We start from the raw sequence: 17236 nt of genomic DNA, 5'->3' as shown, positions 1-17236 counted from the left end.
GTCGGTAAGGTGGATGAGCCGAATGGTCAGATGCGGTTGCCGCTCGCTGCGTTGAAGACGGAACCACGGCCCGGATCGAAGCCGATCAGGACCTTCTGGCCCGGCTCGAGATGCACTTCGGCGGCGGCGCGGAAGGTGAGCGACTGACCGGCGATCTTGGTCCAGGCGACGGTGTCGGCGCCCATCGGCTCGACGATCTCGATCTCCGACTCCATCTGCACCGGCATCTTCCGCGCCTCTTCGCCCACCGCGATGTGTTCGGGCCGAATACCCAGGACCGACGCACCATTGGTCTGGTTGGCGAACTGGTAGTTGGTCAGCGGGATGTTGGCCTGGCCGTCGACGCTGAGCGTCGCGCCCTGCAGGTCACCCTTGATGAAGTTCATCGAAGGGGAGCCGATGAAGCCGGCGACGAACAGGTTGACCGGCTTGTTGTAGATGGTGTGCGGGTCGGCCAGCTGCTGGATCACGCCGTTCTTCATGATGGCGATGCGATCGGCGAGGGTCATTGCCTCGATCTGGTCGTGGGTCACGTAGATCATGGTGTTCTTCAGCCGCTGATGCAGCCGCTTGATCTCGACGCGCAGGTCGTTGCGGAGCTTGGCGTCGAGGTTCGACAGCGGTTCGTCGAACAGGAACACGTCGACGTCACGCACCAGGGCGCGGCCGATGGCGACGCGCTGACGCTGGCCGCCGGACAGTTCGACGGGCTTCCGCTGCAGCAGCGGCTCGATCTGCAGGATTTCCGACGCACGCTTCACGCGGGCATCGACCTCGGCCTTCGGCATACGCGCGACGCGGAGGCCGAAGCTGAGGTTCTTCTCCACCGTCATCTGCGGGTAGAGCGCATAGGACTGGAACACCATGCCGATGCCGCGGTCCTTGGGCTCGTCCCAGGTGACGTTCTTGCCCGAGATGAAGATCTGCCCATCGGAGACGTCGAGCAGACCGGCGATGCAGTTCAGCAGCGTGGACTTGCCGCAGCCCGAGGGCCCGAGCAGAACGATGAACTCACCCTGTGCGACTTCGAGATCGAGAGATTCGAGGACCTTCACGTTGCCGAAGTTGAGGCTGAGATCCTTGATGGAAACGCTAGACGACATGGAGCTTTACCCCTTCACCGCACCGGCGGCGATGCCGCGGACGAACCATTTACCCGAGATGAAATAGACCACCAGCGGAACCGCTGCCGTGAGAATGGTCGCTGCCATGTTCACGTTGTACTCGCGGACGCCGGTCGTCGTGGTGACGATGTTGTTGAGCTGCACCGTCATCGGCATGTTCTCGCGGCCGGCGAAGACGGTGCCGAACAGGAAGTCGTTCCAGATGCCGGTGACCTGCAGGATGACGGCGACGATGGTGATCGGCACCGACATCGGCAGCATGATGCGCAAGAAGATGCCCCAGAACCCTGCCCCGTCGACTCGGCCGGCCTTGAACAGCTCGATCGGCAGCGAGGCGAAGAAGTTGCGGTAGAGCAGCGTCAGGATCGGCATGCCGAAGATGGTGTGGACGATCACGATGCCCGGGAGCGTGGCGAACAGATGCATTTCGCGCAGCCCGATGATCAGCGGGTAGATCACCACCTGATATGGCACGAAGGCGCCGAAGATCAGGATGCCGAACAGCAGTTCGGAACCCTTGTACTTCCAGAAGCTCAGGGCATAGCCGTTGATCATGGCAATGACGATCGACACCGGCACCGAGAGCGCGGTGATCTTCACCGAGTTCCAGAAGCCCGGCTTCAGGCCATCGCAATCGCGGCCGGTACAGGCGGTATCCCAGGCCTTCAGCCAGGGATCGAAGCTCAGCAGCGCCGGCCAGTTGAACAGGTGCCCCTGACGGATTTCCGGCAGCGTCTTCAGCGAGGTGACGATCATCACCCAGAGCGGCAGCAGGAAGAAGATGGCCGCCATGATCAGGAAGGCATAGACGCCGACACGGCCGATGGTGAGGTGCTTGGGCTTGGGGCCACGCGGACCGGTGACGGCAGCGGGGCTGGCGGAGATACCGCCGGAGATGGCTTCGGTAGTCATGCGGCCTTCCTCGACTTGCGGCCGGCGTTCCATTGCAGGAAGTACTGGGCGCCGATGAGCACGACGACGGGCACGAGCATCATGGTGGCAGCGGCCATGCCCTGCCCCACATTGGCGCGATCGGTGATGTGCTGGATGACATAGATGGCAGGCATCTGGGTCGAGACGCCCGGACCGCCCTGGGTCATGGCGATGACGATGTCGAAGACACGCACCACGCCGGTACACTGCAGGATGAAGGCGGTGGCGATGGCGCCCCGCATCATCGGCAATACGATGAACAGGTAGGTCTTCCAGGTCGGGATGCCGTCGACCTTGGCGGCTTTCCAGATCTCGGAGTCAACGCCGCGGAGGCCCGCCAGCATGATCGCCATGGTGACGCCGACGCCGTTCCACAGGCCGCCGAGCACGATGCCGTAGAGTGCCGTCTCCTGCTTCACCAGCGGGGCAAACTCGAAACTGGTCCAGCCGAGCTGGCGGACCGACTCCTGGATGCCGAGGTTGGGGTCGAACATCCACTGCCAGACGAGGCCGGTAACCACCAGCGACATGGCGAACGGATAGAGGAAGATCGAGCGGAACAGGTCTTCCTGCTTGATGCGCTGGTCCATGAAGACCGCGAGCAGGTAGCCCACCACCATACCGACGCCGATCGACAGCACGCCGAAGATGAGGACGTTCTGGACCGAGATGATCCACCGGTCGGTGCGCCACAGGCGCTCATACTGGGCCAGCCCGACGAAATTGAAGTTCGGGAAGACCTTGGAGTTCGTGAACGACCAGATGATTGAAAAGATGATGCAGATCACGAACACACCGACCGCCGTAACGATCATCGGTGTCGTGCCCAGCACTGACTGAATGTTGAATTTCCTGCGCGTGCGCGGTTTGCGCTCCGCTGCCGTACCGGCAAAACCAGTGGCCGCGCGTTCGCCTGGTTCGGCGATCTGGGTCATGGTTACTCCCCGCGTTGTTGAGACAACCGGCCCCGGATCCCCGCCCACCCGGATACGCCGAAAAAAGAGCCGGGCGGTGCTTTTGGCACCGCCCGGACATCATAGACTAGTTAGTCGGCGTTCTGAAGGATCGTCACGTACTGCTCAACGGCAGCGTCGACGGTCATCGAGTCGTCGGCCCAGAACTGGGCAACGAGGTCGTTCATCTGGCCGGTGGTGTCGTTCGACTGCCAGCGACCCGCATCCGGGGCAATGTTGGCCGGATCCTTGATGATCTCGAGGCCCTTCTTCATGCAATCGTCAGCGAGCGACATATCGACGTCGTCGCGGATCGGCATGGAGCCCTTGGCGTTGTTGAACAGCGCCTGGACCTGCGGGTTGACCATCATGGACGCCATCTTCAGCTGCGCCGCTTCAACAGCCGGATCGGCCTGCTTGGGGAACAGGAAGATGTCGCCGCCGGTGGACACCGTCGGGTGGTCGATCGGGAGCGCGAGGCAAGCGTAGTCGACGCCGGCCTTCTCGCCGGCGACGCCGAACTCGCCACGAGCCCAGTCGCCCATGACCTGCAGGGCCGCCTGGTCGGTCACGACGAGATTGGTCGTGTCGTTCCAGTTGCGGTTTGCCGAGCCTTCATCGGAGAACTGCTTGAACTGACGGAACTTCTCGAACACGGCGGGCATCTCTGCCTTGGCCAGCTCGAGGTCTTTGTCCTTCAGGATCTTCTCACGCTTGTCGAGGCCGAGGAGCGAGGTCTGCAGCACGCCGAACGCGCCGTTGATCTGCCAGCTTTCGCCGCCGATGGCGAACGGGATGATGCCGGCTTCCTTGAGCTTCGGGGCTTCCGCGAGGAAGTCGTCGAAGCTGGTCGGGAGCGGCACGCCGGCCTTCTCGAACGCCGGGATCGAGGCCCAGGCCCAGTTCCAGGAGTGGATGTTCACCGGCACGCACCACCAGTGGCCGTCAACGAGGCAAGCCTCGGAGATGGACGCCGGACGGATGAAGCCAGCCCAGTTTTCCTTGGTTGCAAGATCGGTGAGATCCAGCAGCATGTTGCCGGCGATCAGTTCTTCGTACTGACGGCCGGGGTTGAACTGCGCCGCACCCGGGGGATCGCCACCGAGAATGCGCTGCAGCGTGGCCGAGCGGGCGTTTTCGCCGCCGGCGATAGCAGTATCGACCCACTTGTCGCCACCGAGAGCGTCGAACTCACGAGCGAACACCGACACAGCGGCCTGTTCGCCGCCCGACGTCCACCAGTGAATGACTTCGACGTCCGCAGCGCGCACCGCGGTGCTGCCAAGCAGGGCGGCAGCCACCAGGGCCACCACCGACACGACTGACTTCATAATGTAGTCCTCCCAACGTTCACCCAGGAGCGAAACGCCCCTCGCGAAATTTGCGCCAGCCGCACAGGGGCCCCTCTTCCGGGTAGCCTCAGGAGCTGACTGCGTGTAATCGATTACACAATCTGTTACTGAAGATCAATGCAATCGATTTCAGGAGTTTCAGACATTCCTTGCGCGGCTGTCAAGGTCGATCTAGACAGGACGTGTGAGCAGCGGTGAGGGAGCGCTGCGAACCAATGGTTCCGACAAGAAGAACACCGACAATTCAAGATGTTGCCCGTCACGCAAGCGTGTCGGCGGCAACCGTGAGCCGTGTCCTCAGTTCGCCCGAGCGGGTGTCTGAAACGACGCGCGAGCGGGTGCATGCCGCAGTGCGCGAGACTGGCTACACGATGAACCAGGCAGCCCGTTCGCTGCGCCTGAAGGCGGCGCGGACGATTCTGATGGCGGCCCCCAATATCGGCAACCCATTCTATTCGACGATCGTGGACGCGGTGATCCGCGAGGCGTCGGCACGCGGCTACAGCGTGCTGGTGGCGAGCCGGATCGGCGATGATCCCAACCGCTGGCTCAGCGACTACCTGCTTTCCAACCGCGCCGACGGGTTGCTGCTGTTCGACGGCTCGCTCGACACCAACCGGCTGCACGGGCTGCGCGACGATGGCGTCGCCCTACCCCTGGTCGCCGCTTATGATGAGATTCCGGACCCGAAGGTCCACTCGGTGATCACCGACAACCGGCTCGCCGCCAAACGGGCGCTCAAGTACCTGCTCGAGCTCGGCCATACGCGCATCGGCCACGTGATCGGCCCGTCGCGCAACCAATCGACCAACGAGCGCTTCATCGGCTTCACCGAGGCGATGCAGGAGGCTGGGCTAGCGGTCCGCGAGGAATGGCTGTTCCCGGGCACCTACAACATGGAATCGGGCACCGAGGCGGCCGAGCACTTCCTCGCCAGCGGGGAACTGCCGACGGCGGTGTTCTGCGGCAACGACGAGATGGCGCTTGGGCTGATCCATCGGCTGCGCCTCGACGGCATCGACTGCCCGCGCGACGTCTCGGTGATCGGCTTCGACGATATCGCGGTGGCACGCTTCTTCGACCCGCCGCTGACCACCATGCGCCAGCCGCGCGAGGATATCGGGCGGATGGCGACCCGCTCGCTGATCGACATCATCGAGGGAGTGGTGCCGGAGGACGAGCCGATCCACGTGGTGCTCACGTCCGATCTGGTGGTGCGGGAGAGCACCCGGGCGATCTAGGGCCGCGACTGCCGCCACGGCTTTTCTTTTTCAATGTACCGTATAGTACAGGCCCGGAGCAGCTTGAGGCGCAACGTGGTTCTGGACGCGAATACCGACATTGGGGCAACGGCAACAAGCATGCCGCGCCGTGATTTACTGTTGCTGCAGCTCGCTGTCGCCGGCTTCCTGCTGTTGAGGCTGGCTTACGCCGTGGTCGTTCCGCCCAATGGCGACGAGGCGTACTACTGGCTGTGGGGCGGCCACCTGCAGTTGTCGTATTTCGACCACGCCCCGATGGTCGGCTGGACCTCGGCTATCGGCAGGCTGTTGCTGGGCTGGACGCCCGCCGGTCTCCATTTCGCTCCGGTCGTCACGTCGTTCGTGCTGGCCTACGGCATCCACCGCGCCTCGCGCTGGCTGGCGCCCGAGGATCCGCAGCGCTTCTTCTGGCTGACGCTGGCGATCTACAGCGCTTCGCCGCTGCTCGACGTGCTCAGCACCCTCAACTATCCCGACCACCTGCTGATCTGCTTTTCCGCCCTCAGCCTGTTCCAGATGGGGCGGTATCTCGGCGGCGTCCTGCAGGGCAACGAACGCGTGCTGCACCTCTATCTTGGGGCGCTGTTCATGGGCCTCGCCGCGCTGAGCAAGTACAATGCGGTGATCGTTGCGGCCGGTATGCTGGCGGTGCTGATCGCCGAACCGGGACTTCGGCGCGTCTTCCGCTCCCCGCATCTGTACCTGGCCGGCGCCCTGACGGTGGTGATGACGCTGCCGGTGCTGCTCTGGAACTGGCAGCACCGCTTCGCCAGCCTCGAGCTCCACGCCGTCGATCGGATGCAGACCGACGCCGAGCTTTTCACCCCGTTTACGCTGGTACGGCTGATCATCTTCTGCGTGCTCATCTTCTCGCCGTTCCTGATCCCCGCCTTCAGCCGCTTCCTCTTCGGCAAGCTGCCGGATGGGCCGCAGAAGGGGTATCTGCTGATCGCGCGGGGTACGGCGCTGATTTCAACGCTGTGCTTCCTGCCGATGGCGGGTTGGGGTGCGATCAGCCGGCAGGTGAGCCCGCACTGGATGGTGCTCAGCTTCCTGCCGTTCCTGTTGGTTGCGCCGCTCTATGTTCGCTCGCGCTGGACCATCCGGTTGCACCTGGGATGGGGAGCGCTGTTTGCCGTTCTGGCCACCGTCTACTATCTGGGCGCGCCAGTTCCGACCCAGCTGGTGCACATGAGCGACGGCGAGGCGACGATCACCTTCGGCCAGGATCAGGTGGCCGCCGCGGCAAGGCGCGCAGCCGAGCAGTATGGCGCCGAACTGATCGGGTCGACCGGCTACACCCACTCGTCACGGCTCGCCTTCGGGCTGGGTACGGATGACAACCTCGTCTCGTTCGAAGGCGGCCACAGCCAGCTGCGGCTCTGGCGCGAAGGCCACGCGGACGCGGGCAAGACTGCGATCATCGTGGTGCCGGGCAAGGCGTCTCCCGAGCGTTTCGCCCACCGTTTCGACAGCGTCGAGGACCTGGGACCGGTGACCACCACACGGTTCGGCTATCCGCTCTCGACCTACCAACTGCTGTTGGGGCGCGGGTTCAAGCCGTAACGCGGGCCTCACTCGAGCTGTGCTTATGTCCGGTCCTGTTGCTGCCGTGATCGCGGCGTAGCAACCCGTGCGGGGATTCGCGCGTTCAGGGCCGAGCGGAGGCGTTGCATGACGACGGTCAGGATACTTGTGCGGCATGACGGCGCGGGCKGGCGGATCGCCAGCCCCGGACACGATCTCGATAGCTCAGCCGGCCCCCGCCCTTACACGCAGCGTGACGAGGCGATTTCCGACGCATTGTTTGCGGCAAGAATGCTGCGCGCGCTCGGGGAGGACGCCTCGGTCTATGTCGAGAACAGCGACGGATTGCGGCTGGTGGCCGACGAGGACGTGCAGGTCTGGCGCAAGCACTGATAGACCGAGCCGGATGCCGTCCCTCGAGAGGGAACAGCATCCGACCCGCCCGGGCCGCGGGTGGTGGACGCGTGACCGGGGTAGAGCAATAAGAGGCAACCTGCGTGCCTGTCACAATGGGGACTAAAGTCCGTACGCCACTGTTTCCGCTGGTAAAAACTGCTGGAAGGTAAAGCGGACAAGGCGACGCATGCCGCGGCCGGGACGACCGCGAACTCAGCGGTGGGTCGGATAATCCCTGGTGGCGACCTCGGCAGGATTCGAACCTGCGACCAACAGCTTAGAAGGCTGCTGCTCTATCCCCTGAGCTACGAGGCCGTGGCGCGGGTGTAGCGCAATCGGGCCGGATTGTCAGGCCTCGGGTTTGCCGACTCCCGGGCGCGGTGGCAGGGTGCGCCAACACGCGAGGACCCTGCCCTGTTTCCTTATATCACGCGCATCTTCTGGCTGCTGGTGCAGCCGTTGTCGCTAGTCATGCTGCTGCTCGTCGCCGGGTTGCTGCTGAGCTGGCTGAAGCGGCGGTGGCCTGCTCGGGTGCTGGTCGGATTGGCGGCGCTGCTGCTGTTCGTGTTCAGCTTCACCACCTTCGGCTACCTGCTGGTCACGCCGCTCGAGCAGCGCTTCGTGCGGCCGGCGGAGCCAGCGCGGATCGATGGCATCGTGGTGCTGGGCGGTGGCATGGATGGCGAGGTGAACTCGGTGCGCGGCGGATACGAACTCAACCGCTCGGGCGACCGCTTCGTCGAGACGTTGCGGCTGGCGCTACGGCATCCGGATGCCAGGATCGTCATCGCGGGCGGGCCGGCGGCGCTGGTGCAGCAGGAACCGGAGGCGCTGGCGGGCAAGCGATTCTTCGAGGCGTTCGGGATTGCTCCCCAGCGCATCGTGATGGACGACAAGTCGCGGAACACCGAGGAAAACGCCCAGTATGCCAAGGAACTCGCCGGGGTGACCGAGGGCCAGACCTGGCTGCTGGTCACCTCCGCCTTCCACATGCCGCGCGCTGTCGGGCTGTTCCGCAGGGCCGATTTTGCCGTCGTGCCATGGCCCGCGGACTATCTCGCCAGCGGCGCCGAGGGGGTGCGGATCAAGCCGGATCAGTCGACCGAGAACATCTCGGTCAGCAACCTGGCGCTGCGCGAGTGGGCGGGGCTGCTCGGGTACTACATGACCGGGCGAATCGACGAATTGGTGCCCGGGCCGTAGGCCCAGACTACAGGTCGAAGAACGACAGCTGCGGGGCCTGCTTTGGCGGTGGCGGTGCGACGGGTTCGGCCGCGACCTTCGGCTTGGCCGTGCGCCGCTTGGCCGGAGCCTTCGGCTCAGCCAAGACGATCGGCTCGGCCGCGGGCTCCGGCACGACTGGTGCCGGTTCCAGTAGTACGATTGGCTCGGCGACAATGACGGGAACTTCGATCGCGGCCGGAGCCTCGGCCACGGCAGCGGCGACTTCAGCCACGACGGCCTTCTTGCCCTTGCCCGCCTTGCGCTGGTGCGTCTCCAGCCAGGCAATGCCGGCTTTCAGTTCGTCGCGCTGGAACGAATAGAGGTTCTCGCGGCCCTGCTTCACTTCCCTCACAAGGCCCGCTTCCTTCAGCACCCTGAGGTGCCGCGAGATGGCCGGACGGCTGATGTCGAAGGCGCCGGCAAGCTCATGGACGGGCCGCGGCTTGTCGTGCAGCAGCTCGAGCACGCGCAGGCGGGTCGGGTCGGCGAGAGCTGAAAAGAGGCCGGCGAGACTCATTTTGTCTTCCGAAACAACGAGGTGCGCGGACAGTTGTAACAACTGCGTTACGTGTCAAGCCGACAGGGTAAGGAATAGGTTGACTGTGACAGTCCGATGACGGGATTGTCACAGCTTATTTGCGCGAGAGACCCGACGAGCCGTGACGACCGAGACGACAATTGCCCGAACCTGGTGGACCAGAGGTCGCCCCTTCACCCTGCCCGAGCTAATCGCCGACGGGGTGGTGCATGGCATCGGCATCGTCGTGGCGGTGGCGCTCGGGGCGGTGCTGCTGGCGTTCGCCGGCTACGAGACGGCGCCGAACGAGTTGCCGGCGCTGGTGCTTTATGTCGGCAGCCTGCTGCTGGTGCTCAGCATCTCGCTCGCCTTCAACCTCTGTCCGATCGCCTCGCCCGCCAAGCGCACGCTGGCTCGGCTCGATCAGGCGGCGATCTTCCTGTTCATTGCCGGTACCTACACGCCGTTCCTGGTGCTGCTGGGGGCGACGCCGTCGAGCATTCTGGTCGGGCTGCTGATCTGGGGCGCGGCGCTGACCGGAATGGCGCTGAAGCTGTTCGTGCCGCACCGCTTCGGGCGCGGCGCGATCGTGCTCTATCTCGGGATCGGCTGGAGCGGCGTGTTCGTGTTCCAGGCGCTGGCCTCGCACCTGCCCTCCACCGCCCTGTGGCTGCTGGTGGCGGGCGGTCTCTGCTACAGCGTCGGGCTGATCTTCCACCTGTGGGAACGGCTGACCTTCCACAACGCGGTGTGGCACAGCTTCGTCGTTGCCGGCGCCAGCCTGCACCTCATCGCTGTGCTCGACTGCATGGTGATCAGCCGGCTTTAGCGCCATTCTTGATCCGGTCGTGGACGACGAGGTCTCCGGCCGTGATCCCGAGTTCCTTGGCGCGACCGCCGGGGATTTCGAGGACGAACATCACCGGGCCGTCCGACGGGATCGAGGTGAGGTCGCGCGGGCGGGCGTTGGCGTGGATGTTGGCAACCAGCCCCTCGGGCGTGATGAACACCATGTCGAGCGGGATCAGCGTATTGCTCATCCAGAAGCTGACCTCGCGCGTCTCCTTGAAGTCGAACAGCATGCCGGCATCGGGTGCGAGAGATTCGCGGAACATCAGCCCTTTGGCGCGCGTCTCGGGCGTATCCACCACCTCGACGGTGAAGGGGTGATCGCCGTTCTTCGACTTGATCACCAGCCGGTTGTCATCGGCACAGGCGGTGAGCGTGAGAAGCAATAAGGCGACAAATGCGCCGTGCAGGGCCCGGAGGATGTTCATGGAGAGCATGGGGTTGGTCTGAGTTGCCCGCAGCTTAGCGGACCGGCCGCGGTTCGCAAACACCGGCGGTGCAGATGATCGCCTTCTCCCCTTGTGGGAGAAGGCAAACGGTGCCCGGCGAAAGTGAGAAGTAAGGCAGCCCCTCCCCCGCCCCGCGGGGGAGGATCAAGAAGTCAGTGCGAGGACGGAGCGTCGCCCCAGCCGTCGGGACGGATCTCCGCAACCATCAGGCCCTTGGGGCCCTGCCCGTAGCGCACCAGCACGTGCTGGCCGGGGCGCAGTTCGGTGATGCCGAAGCGGCGCAGGGTTTCCATGTGGACGAAGATGTCCGGAGCGCCGTCGCCGGCGGAAAGGAAACCGAAGCCACGGATGCGGTTGAACCACTTCACCTCGAGCCGCTCGAGGCGGCTGCTCGGCTCCACGGTGACGTGGGTGCGCGGCGCCGGCATCTGGGCCGGGTGCTTGGCGGTCGAGTCGTCCATCGAGAGGATGCGGAAGGCCTGCAGCCCACCGGGGCGGGCCAGCGCTTCAACGACGATGCGGGAGCCTTCGTAGGCGGTCTGGTAGCCATCGCGCCGCAGGCAGGTCACATGCAGGAGAACGTCCGGGCGCCCATCGTCCGGGACGATGAAGCCAAAACCCTTGGCGACGTCGAACCACTTGATCGAGCCCACCACCTCAATAACATCGAGGCTGGTATCCCCGCCGTGTTCGGACGCCGGGTGCTGACCGAGCGGGCTGGTCTCGTCGGACCGGTACCCGGGTTCGTCACCGTCGGCTGTAAATTTGGCCCCCATGCCCTCAAGCCTTTTCGTACTCGCCCCGCCGCTAGTCGGGGTACGCCACACAGCAAACACTGTGTCCGATTCAGCTTGGGAAGTTAAGAAGCGTTTACGATTTTGTCAGGGGTTTTTCGCAACGGGCTCCGGAAGTGAAGAATTACTGCCAACAAGTGTTGCAAGAATGGGTAACTGCCCGGGTCGCACCGTCGGGTTGATCACCGAACGCCCGGCCAGTTTGGCGCAGATATGCGCCACCAGCGCGAATGTGTGCGGGCCGTGGTCGGGGTAGCGAATCATATTGTCGCCGTTGTGCATGAAGACATAGCCGCCCTGACCGTCGTCGGTGGGGTAGCGCCACAGCCAGTCGGCTGGCTTCGGGTCCTCGGCTGGGCCGACATCGGTCAGCCAGATGCCGCCCGGCGGCACCTCGGTCCAACCGCGCGCATATTGGCCCACCACCCCGCACCAGGCATCGAACTGCTCGTCCATTTCGGCGAAGAATCCGAGCGGGTCGTTCCGCACCCGTACATGCAGGTTGGTGAAGGGACGCCCCGGCACGGCCGTGAACGGCGTGAGGAATGGCAGCCACGCTATCGACGGTTCCGAGTTGATGACGAGGTGGCGCCCGCTGGCGAGGAACGCCAGCAGGATGTCCTGCTTGGTTCGGAGCAGGAACTGGTCCTGGTTGTTGGGGATATAGAGGATGTCGGTTTCCTCGAGCGCCTCCGGAGTGAGCTCGGTGGCCGGCAGATAGCTGAGCGTCCCGCCCTGGTTGGCGATGCTATCGGCCAGCCCTTCCGGCTCCCACTCGGTCTCGTGGTGGAAGCACTGGAGGTAGGTGACGCGGAAATTGCGCTCCCGCACGATGCCGAGCTCGCGGTTCAGCCAGGGATAGAAGCCATCGAGGAAGCGTTTGGTGGCGGGCATGAAGCGCTCGCCATTGTGGAGGTGCGGATCGAGCGTCGAGACGATCAGTCGCCCACCGTTGGGGAGGTCGCGAAAATCGAGGAAGAGGCTGCCGCTGTCGTCGGTGAGGTTCAGCGCCGAGGTCGCCTTGTCGTTGAGCTCGTACACGCCGTTCCAGTGCCACCCCATGTCGCGCAGCGGGATGGACTCGCAGATCGGGTGATGCGGTTCGGGCTGGTGCAGCTCGAGCTTCGTGCCCGGCTTCTGCCACCACAGCCAGTCCTTGACGAAGGTCGGCTGCCATTTGAGCTGGACCACGTCGATCATCTCGGCCGTGGCCTCACCGCCGAAGATGATCAGGAAGCCGCCCTTCCGGACGTAGTCGTCGAGCTGCTTTGCATGCGCCCTCAGCGCTACGTCGTCCATCGCATCGGGCACCACGACTGCTGCGTATTTCGACAGGTCGTGGCGCGGCAGATCGCCCAGATAGATCATGTCGTCGAGCAGCGCCGAAAAGTCCTGGAAGCTGCGCATCTGGCAGGCATTGCCCCAGGTCAGGTAGGCGATCTTCTTGTGCGTCACGGTGAAAGTCCGTTGGTTGGGTCGAGGAAGCGCGGCACGAAGGTGCGGGCGCCGCTATCGGCGAAGTGCGCATCGAGCACGGGCAGCCCGTAGAGCTCGGAGAGGCGCGGAGCGGTGAGCATGTCGGCGGCCGGGCCGAAGTCGTACCGCCCCGGTCCGCGCAGCAGCAGCACGTCGTCGGCGACGTCGAGGGCGTGTTGCGGGGCGTGGGTGGAGAAGACGATGGTCAGGCCACGCTCGGCTCGCAGCTGGGCCAGCAGCTGAATGACGATCGCCTGGTTGCGGTAGTCGAGCGCGGCGCAGGGCTCATCTAGGATCAGCACGCTGCACTCCGACACCAGCGCCTGGGCGATGATCGCAAGTTGCCGCTGGCCGCCGGAAAGCGAGTTGAACTTGCGATCGGCGAGGTCGGCGATGCCGAGCCGGTCGAGTTCCAGCGACACCGCCTCGAAGTCGGCCTTGCGCGGCGATCCGAGCAGGCCGATCTGCCGCGCCCGCCCCATCAGCACCACGTCGGCGACGGTGTAGTCGAAAGCGAGATCGAACAGTTGCGGCACGTAGCCGATGAGCGCGGCGACAGTGACGGTGCCGCGCGACGGACGCAGCGTACCGATCAGCGCGTTCAGCAGCGTGGTCTTGCCGACGCCGTTGGGACCAAGGATGCCGAGGATACGGCCGCCGGCGATGCTGAAGCCCAGCCGGTCGACGACGAGATTCGGGCCGCGCCGCAGCGCCAGGTCTTTGACCTCAATCATCGCGCCACCCGCCCTTGCTGTGGACGCGGCGGAGGATCACGGCGAACACCGGGACGCCGACCAGGGCGGTGATGATGCCGATGGGGATTTCCGCGACGCTGGCGGTGCGGGCGACATTGTCGACCCCGAGCATGTAGATGCCGCCGATCAGCCCGGCCAGCGGCAGCAGCCGGCGATGGTCGGCGCCGACCAGCACCCGTGCCACGTGTGGGACGATGAGTCCGACCCAGCCAATCATGCCGGAGGTGGCGACAACGCCGGCGGAGATGCAGGCGGTGCCGACGAGCACGGTCCACTGTACCAGCGCCACGGGAGAGCCGAGCGCGCGGGCCTTGTCCTCGCCGAGCGAGACGATGTTGATCTGGAAGCGCAGCAGATAGATCACCAGCGCCGCCGGGATGATGGCGATGCCGAGCAGCAACAGATCCCAGTAGCTGGTGGAGGCGAGGCTGCCCATCAGCCAGTAGGTGATCGCCGGCAGCTTCTGATGCGGATCGGCGAGGAGCTTGGCGATCGAGATAGCGGCTTCGAAGAAGGCAGAAACGACGACACCGGCGAGAACGAGGGTGAGGATCGAGGTTCGCCCCCTCACCGTCGCTAGCGCCCGCACCGCGATGACGCTGCCGATGCCGCAGAAGAACGACAGCGCCAGCAGCCCTGCCCCGTCGATATCGAGGAGGATCGCCAGCGTGCCGCCAAAGCCGGCGCCGGCCGTGACCCCGACGATGCCCGGATCGACCAGCGGATTGCGGAACAGCCCCTGCAGCGCGGCGCCGGAAACCGAGAGCCCGAAGCCGACCAGAACCGCGGCGAGGATGCGCGGCAGCCGGATCATCTCGACCACGCTCTCCTGCACGTCGGTCCAGTTCGGGGTCCCGACAGGAACGACATTGTCGATCAGGATGGCAGCCACGTCGGGCACGGTAAGGCCGTAGCGGCCGATGGTCACCGAATAGAGGACGAACAGGATCAGCAGGGCCAGGCAGATGAGCGCGACAGGAATCGTCCTGCCGCGCCCCGCAACGACCACCGCGTGGGCGGTGTCGGTCATCTCTTAGCCGCCGAACTTGGTGCTGTAGCCTTCGGACCCGGCATTGGCCTCGAGTTCGAGCAGCTTGTCGATCTGCGCGGCGGTCAGGTCGGCGCTGTAGATCGCCTTGTAGCCCTTGGCCACTTCATCACGGAAGTGGCTGGCGGCGGCCTCCGGATGGGTGATGGCGGCGAGCCAGACGGCGGTCAGGTAGACTTCCGGCGCGTCAGGCGAGGCATTGAAGGCCGGCACCTTGTAGACGCGCTTGTTCTTGATGGCATCGACGCTGGCGAGCAGCGGGTTGTCGTAGAAGGCCTGCGGCTTCAGGTCTGGTTCCCAGGCCGGGATGATGATGACCGAGGGGTTCCAGACGAGGAACTGCTCGGCATCGATGGTGCGCCACCACTCGCCGGTGCCATCGGCCGCGAGGTTCTGCACGCCCGATAGCGCGTAGTCCTGCGACGAGTTGGCGACGACGCGGATCTGGTCGCCGAGTTGGTCGACTTCGAGGATTTTGACGTAGTCAGCCGCAGCGGTGGCCGCGAACTTCTCCTTGAGCGCAGCGTTAGAGGCGTCCTGGATCGCCAGCATCGACTGCGCCCGGTCGATCTTGCCCGTGGCATAACCGGCCATCATCAGGTAGTCGCGGCGCTGCTGCTCGGTGCAGCAATCCCAGCCCATGACCTTGAGGCCGACGCGCTCGAGCGGCTCGATCAGCTCGGGATCCGACGTCCACTGGATCACCAGGTCCGGGTTGAGCGCGAGGATCGCCTCGACGTTCGGGGCAAAGCCCTCGGTCACGGCGGAGGCCGGGATATCGGCCAGCCCGGGGATGATCTCGCCATAGACCGCTGAGGTCAGCGAGTCTTTGGTCTTGGCCGCCATGGCCGCGAGGTGCGCCGCGGAGCCGTCTGCTGCCAGCACGGAGATGGCGCCGGTGGTGTGGGTGGTGACGATCCGCTCAGCGGGCTTGTCGAGCTCGATCTTCACACCGCGATGATCGAGGAAACTCACCTGCGCGTAGGCCGGGCTCATGGCAGCGAGGGCCAAGCCAGCGGCGATTACCGGCAGACGGAATAGGGTATGCATGGTTCGGGTCCAGACTCTGAAATGCGTCAGCGACCGATGTGCTACATTATATGAGTGTTGCACTCAAGTTTGTTTCGATGCGCGGCGAAAAGTGGACGGGAGACTCCGAACTCGCATATGCCTACTGCCCGTTGCGCAGCCGCAACCACGACATTTCCGGGAGGACCAGAGTTGAAATATCTCCACACCATGGTGCGGGTCACCGACATCGACGCCAGCCTCCGGTTCTATCGCGACGGGCTCGGGCTCGAGGAAGTGCGGCGCAGCGAGAACGAGAAAGGCCGCTACACGCTGATCTTCCTCGCCGCCAAGGGCCAGCACGAGACGCCGGTCGAGCTCACCTATAACTGGGATCCCGAGGTCTATACCGGCGGGCGCAATTTCGGCCACCTCGCCTACGAGGTCCCGGACATCTACGCCTTCTGCAAGCATATGCAGGACCTCGGCTACACCATCAACCGCCCTCCCCGCGACGGCCGCATGGCGTTCGTCCGCTCTCCCGACAACATCTCGGTCGAGATCCTGCAGGAAGGCGCCGCGCTCCCGCCGGCCGAGCCGTGGCTGTCGATGCCGAACACCGGCGCCTGGTAGTCGCTTCGGGGTTACCCTTCGGCAACCCCTGAGGTAACCGGCTGCTAACCAGTTGAGTTAGCTGACGGTTAGCCAAGACTTTGTAGCTTCCTCGCGAGCGCCGGCCGGGCAAGGGTCGGCGTTCTCTTACCGCCCGTCGGCGGCCGGGGAAGTGACGATGATACGACTGATTGCGGTGCTCGCGAGCGCCCTGCTGCTGAGCGGCTGCTTCTTTCTGGGTGGCGGTGGCAGCGCCTCCTACAACGGCTACGTGCAGCGCGCCGGGATGTTCCTCTCCTCCGATGACGTCGACAATTCCTGCATCTCGCCCAAGCTCCGATCGGTGATTTCCTCGTTCGAGCGCAGGTTCGGCAAGAAGATCGTCGTCAACTCCGGCTATCGCGATCCGATCCGCAACATCATCGGCGGGGGCCAGGACTCGAGCTACCACATGCGCTGCATGGCGGTGGACTTCTTCATCCCGGGCGTCAGCAAGGGCAGCCTCATCGCCTTCGCCATGCGTAACGACCAGGTGGGCGGTCTCGGCTGCTACCCGGGGCACGGCTTCATCCACGTGGATGTGCGCGACCGGCCGCGCGGCTGGAGGAAGCCCGTCACCTTCTCGGGTTGCTGAAAGCTCCGAAAAGAGCGGAATTTGCACTTGCCAGCCCGAATGAACCTCCCTATACGGACGCCACCGCGGCGCCCTTCGTCTATCGGTTAGGACGGCACCCTTTCACGGTGCAGAGAGGGGTTCGACTCCCCTAGGGCGCGCCACTTTCCCCTCATGGGCCGGTGGTTGACGGTAAGGCGATCATCGCCGATAAACGAGTTCCTCCGCGCCCATCGTCTAGCGGTCAGGACACCGCCCTCTCACGGCGGGAACAGGGGTTCGATTCCCCTTGGGCGCGCCAATTCTCCACAAATTGCCGGTTGTATGCGCCTCGCCAACGCGAG

General features: G+C 64.7%; 18 protein-coding genes and 3 tRNA genes. 9 read left to right on the top strand and 12 right to left on the bottom strand.

What is annotated here, in order from left to right:
• Positions 1 to 26 precede the first annotated feature (26 nt).
• The 4 genes from AC1DV8_RS11320 to AC1DV8_RS11305 form a co-directional block, all read right to left on the bottom strand.
• On the bottom strand, positions 27 to 1103 hold the full coding sequence (locus tag AC1DV8_RS11320; protein ID WP_477151103.1) for an ABC transporter ATP-binding protein: 1077 nt from the start codon (positions 1101 to 1103) through the stop codon (positions 27 to 29).
• 6 nt (positions 1104 to 1109) lie between these two features.
• A complete protein-coding gene (locus AC1DV8_RS11315; RefSeq protein WP_477151104.1) occupies positions 1110 to 2036 on the bottom strand; it encodes a carbohydrate ABC transporter permease in 927 nt (308 codons plus the stop codon).
• A complete protein-coding gene (locus AC1DV8_RS11310) occupies positions 2033 to 2992 on the bottom strand; it encodes a carbohydrate ABC transporter permease (protein WP_477151105.1) in 960 nt (319 codons plus the stop codon). The genes AC1DV8_RS11315 and AC1DV8_RS11310 overlap by 4 nt, the downstream gene beginning before the upstream one ends.
• Positions 2993 to 3102: 110 nt before the next feature.
• Complete coding sequence (locus AC1DV8_RS11305; RefSeq protein ID WP_477151106.1) at positions 3103 to 4341, bottom strand: ABC transporter substrate-binding protein; 1239 nt, start codon at positions 4339 to 4341, stop codon at positions 3103 to 3105.
• Between the two features lie 236 nt (positions 4342 to 4577).
• Here AC1DV8_RS11305 and AC1DV8_RS11300 point away from each other — a divergent pair, with 236 nt between their 5' ends.
• The 3 genes from AC1DV8_RS11300 (at position 4578) to AC1DV8_RS11290 (ending at position 7544) form a co-directional block, all read left to right on the top strand.
• Positions 4578 to 5603, top strand: coding sequence for a LacI family DNA-binding transcriptional regulator (locus tag AC1DV8_RS11300; RefSeq protein ID WP_477157534.1), 1026 nt, complete (start codon positions 4578 to 4580; stop codon positions 5601 to 5603).
• Between the two features lie 141 nt (positions 5604 to 5744).
• Positions 5745 to 7190: an ArnT family glycosyltransferase gene (locus AC1DV8_RS11295; RefSeq protein WP_477157533.1), complete on the top strand. Its 1446-nt coding sequence runs from the start codon at positions 5745 to 5747 to the stop codon at positions 7188 to 7190.
• A 108-nt stretch (positions 7191 to 7298) separates the two neighbouring features.
• Positions 7299 to 7544 carry a hypothetical protein gene (locus tag AC1DV8_RS11290; RefSeq protein ID WP_477157532.1) on the top strand — a complete coding sequence of 82 codons (246 nt, stop codon included), beginning with the start codon at positions 7299 to 7301 and terminating at the stop codon, positions 7542 to 7544.
• 242 nt (positions 7545 to 7786) lie between these two features.
• Here AC1DV8_RS11290 and AC1DV8_RS11285 read toward each other — a convergent pair.
• Positions 7787 to 7862 (bottom strand) — tRNA-Arg (locus tag AC1DV8_RS11285).
• Between the two features lie 135 nt (positions 7863 to 7997).
• Between AC1DV8_RS11285 and AC1DV8_RS11280 the strand changes: the two genes are divergently transcribed.
• Positions 7998 to 8750 carry a YdcF family protein gene (locus AC1DV8_RS11280; RefSeq protein ID WP_477157564.1) on the top strand — a complete coding sequence of 251 codons (753 nt, stop codon included), beginning with the start codon at positions 7998 to 8000 and terminating at the stop codon, positions 8748 to 8750.
• A gap of 7 nt (positions 8751 to 8757) precedes the next feature.
• Here the strand turns inward: AC1DV8_RS11280 and AC1DV8_RS11275 are convergent, their stop codons facing one another.
• Positions 8758 to 9288 (bottom strand): ArsR/SmtB family transcription factor, encoded by a 531-nt coding sequence (locus AC1DV8_RS11275; RefSeq protein WP_477157531.1) that lies wholly within the window; start codon positions 9286 to 9288, stop codon positions 8758 to 8760.
• A 142-nt stretch (positions 9289 to 9430) separates the two neighbouring features.
• On the opposite strand from AC1DV8_RS11275, the gene trhA reads away from it, so the two are divergent.
• Positions 9431 to 10117, top strand: coding sequence for a PAQR family membrane homeostasis protein TrhA (gene trhA, locus AC1DV8_RS11270; protein ID WP_477151111.1), 687 nt, complete (start codon positions 9431 to 9433; stop codon positions 10115 to 10117).
• Here the strand turns inward: trhA and AC1DV8_RS11265 are convergent.
• The 6 genes from AC1DV8_RS11265 to AC1DV8_RS11240 form a co-directional block, all read right to left on the bottom strand.
• Complete coding sequence (locus AC1DV8_RS11265; protein WP_477151112.1) at positions 10104 to 10574, bottom strand: DUF192 domain-containing protein; 471 nt, start codon at positions 10572 to 10574, stop codon at positions 10104 to 10106. The genes trhA and AC1DV8_RS11265 overlap by 14 nt on opposite strands.
• Before the next feature lie 164 nt (positions 10575 to 10738).
• Entirely contained in the window at positions 10739 to 11362 is a 624-nt protein-coding gene (locus AC1DV8_RS11260; protein ID WP_477151113.1) for a cold-shock protein, read from the bottom strand.
• 105 nt (positions 11363 to 11467) lie between these two features.
• Positions 11468 to 12835 (bottom strand): hypothetical protein, encoded by a 1368-nt coding sequence (locus AC1DV8_RS11255; protein WP_477157530.1) that lies wholly within the window; start codon positions 12833 to 12835, stop codon positions 11468 to 11470.
• Positions 12832 to 13590 carry an ABC transporter ATP-binding protein gene (locus AC1DV8_RS11250; RefSeq protein WP_477157529.1) on the bottom strand — a complete coding sequence of 253 codons (759 nt, stop codon included), beginning with the start codon at positions 13588 to 13590 and terminating at the stop codon, positions 12832 to 12834. Before AC1DV8_RS11250 ends, AC1DV8_RS11255 begins: the two co-directional genes overlap by 4 nt.
• Entirely contained in the window at positions 13583 to 14641 is a 1059-nt protein-coding gene (locus tag AC1DV8_RS11245; protein WP_477157528.1) for a FecCD family ABC transporter permease, read from the bottom strand. The genes AC1DV8_RS11250 and AC1DV8_RS11245 overlap by 8 nt, the downstream gene beginning before the upstream one ends.
• Positions 14642 to 14644: 3 nt before the next feature.
• The gene (locus AC1DV8_RS11240; protein ID WP_477157527.1) at positions 14645 to 15709 is read right to left on the bottom strand and encodes an ABC transporter substrate-binding protein; all 1065 of its coding nucleotides are present in this window, start codon (positions 15707 to 15709) and stop codon (positions 14645 to 14647) included.
• Between the two features lie 171 nt (positions 15710 to 15880).
• On the opposite strand from AC1DV8_RS11240, the gene AC1DV8_RS11235 reads away from it, so the two are divergent.
• The 4 genes from AC1DV8_RS11235 (at position 15881) to AC1DV8_RS11220 (ending at position 17193) form a co-directional block, all read left to right on the top strand.
• Positions 15881 to 16300: a VOC family protein gene (locus AC1DV8_RS11235; protein WP_477157526.1), complete on the top strand. Its 420-nt coding sequence runs from the start codon at positions 15881 to 15883 to the stop codon at positions 16298 to 16300.
• Between the two features lie 157 nt (positions 16301 to 16457).
• Entirely contained in the window at positions 16458 to 16913 is a 456-nt protein-coding gene (locus AC1DV8_RS11230; protein ID WP_477157525.1) for a YcbK family protein, read from the top strand.
• A 68-nt stretch (positions 16914 to 16981) separates the two neighbouring features.
• Positions 16982 to 17056, top strand: a tRNA-Glu gene (locus AC1DV8_RS11225).
• 62 nt (positions 17057 to 17118) lie between these two features.
• Positions 17119 to 17193: transfer RNA gene (locus AC1DV8_RS11220), tRNA-Glu, on the top strand.
• Positions 17194 to 17236 lie beyond the last annotated feature (43 nt).

The organism is Devosia sp. P3_B2 (assembly GCF_056402875.1).
This window is presented reverse-complemented; position numbering and strand designations above follow the sequence as displayed.

Bases quoted from the DNA above. Each gene is read 5' to 3' on its own strand.
- AC1DV8_RS11320 (WP_477151103.1), bottom strand. From the start codon at position 1,103: ATGTCGTCTAGCGTTTCCATCAAGGATCTCAGCCTCAACTTCGGCAAC.
- AC1DV8_RS11315 (WP_477151104.1), bottom strand. From the start codon at position 2,036: ATGACTACCGAAGCCATCTCCGGCGGTATCTCCGCCAGCCCCGCTGCC.
- AC1DV8_RS11310 (WP_477151105.1), bottom strand. From the start codon at position 2,992: ATGACCCAGATCGCCGAACCAGGCGAACGCGCGGCCACTGGTTTTGCC.
- AC1DV8_RS11305 (WP_477151106.1), bottom strand. From the start codon at position 4,341: ATGAAGTCAGTCGTGTCGGTGGTGGCCCTGGTGGCTGCCGCCCTGCTT.
- AC1DV8_RS11300 (WP_477157534.1), top strand. From the start codon at position 4,578: ATGGTTCCGACAAGAAGAACACCGACAATTCAAGATGTTGCCCGTCAC.
- AC1DV8_RS11275 (WP_477157531.1), bottom strand. From the start codon at position 9,288: ATGAGTCTCGCCGGCCTCTTTTCAGCTCTCGCCGACCCGACCCGCCTG.
- AC1DV8_RS11265 (WP_477151112.1), bottom strand. From the start codon at position 10,574: ATGCTCTCCATGAACATCCTCCGGGCCCTGCACGGCGCATTTGTCGCC.
- AC1DV8_RS11260 (WP_477151113.1), bottom strand. From the start codon at position 11,362: ATGGGGGCCAAATTTACAGCCGACGGTGACGAACCCGGGTACCGGTCC.
- AC1DV8_RS11250 (WP_477157529.1), bottom strand. From the start codon at position 13,590: ATGATTGAGGTCAAAGACCTGGCGCTGCGGCGCGGCCCGAATCTCGTC.
- AC1DV8_RS11245 (WP_477157528.1), bottom strand. From the start codon at position 14,641: ATGACCGACACCGCCCACGCGGTGGTCGTTGCGGGGCGCGGCAGGACG.
- AC1DV8_RS11240 (WP_477157527.1), bottom strand. From the start codon at position 15,709: ATGCATACCCTATTCCGTCTGCCGGTAATCGCCGCTGGCTTGGCCCTC.
- AC1DV8_RS11230 (WP_477157525.1), top strand. From the start codon at position 16,458: ATGATACGACTGATTGCGGTGCTCGCGAGCGCCCTGCTGCTGAGCGGC.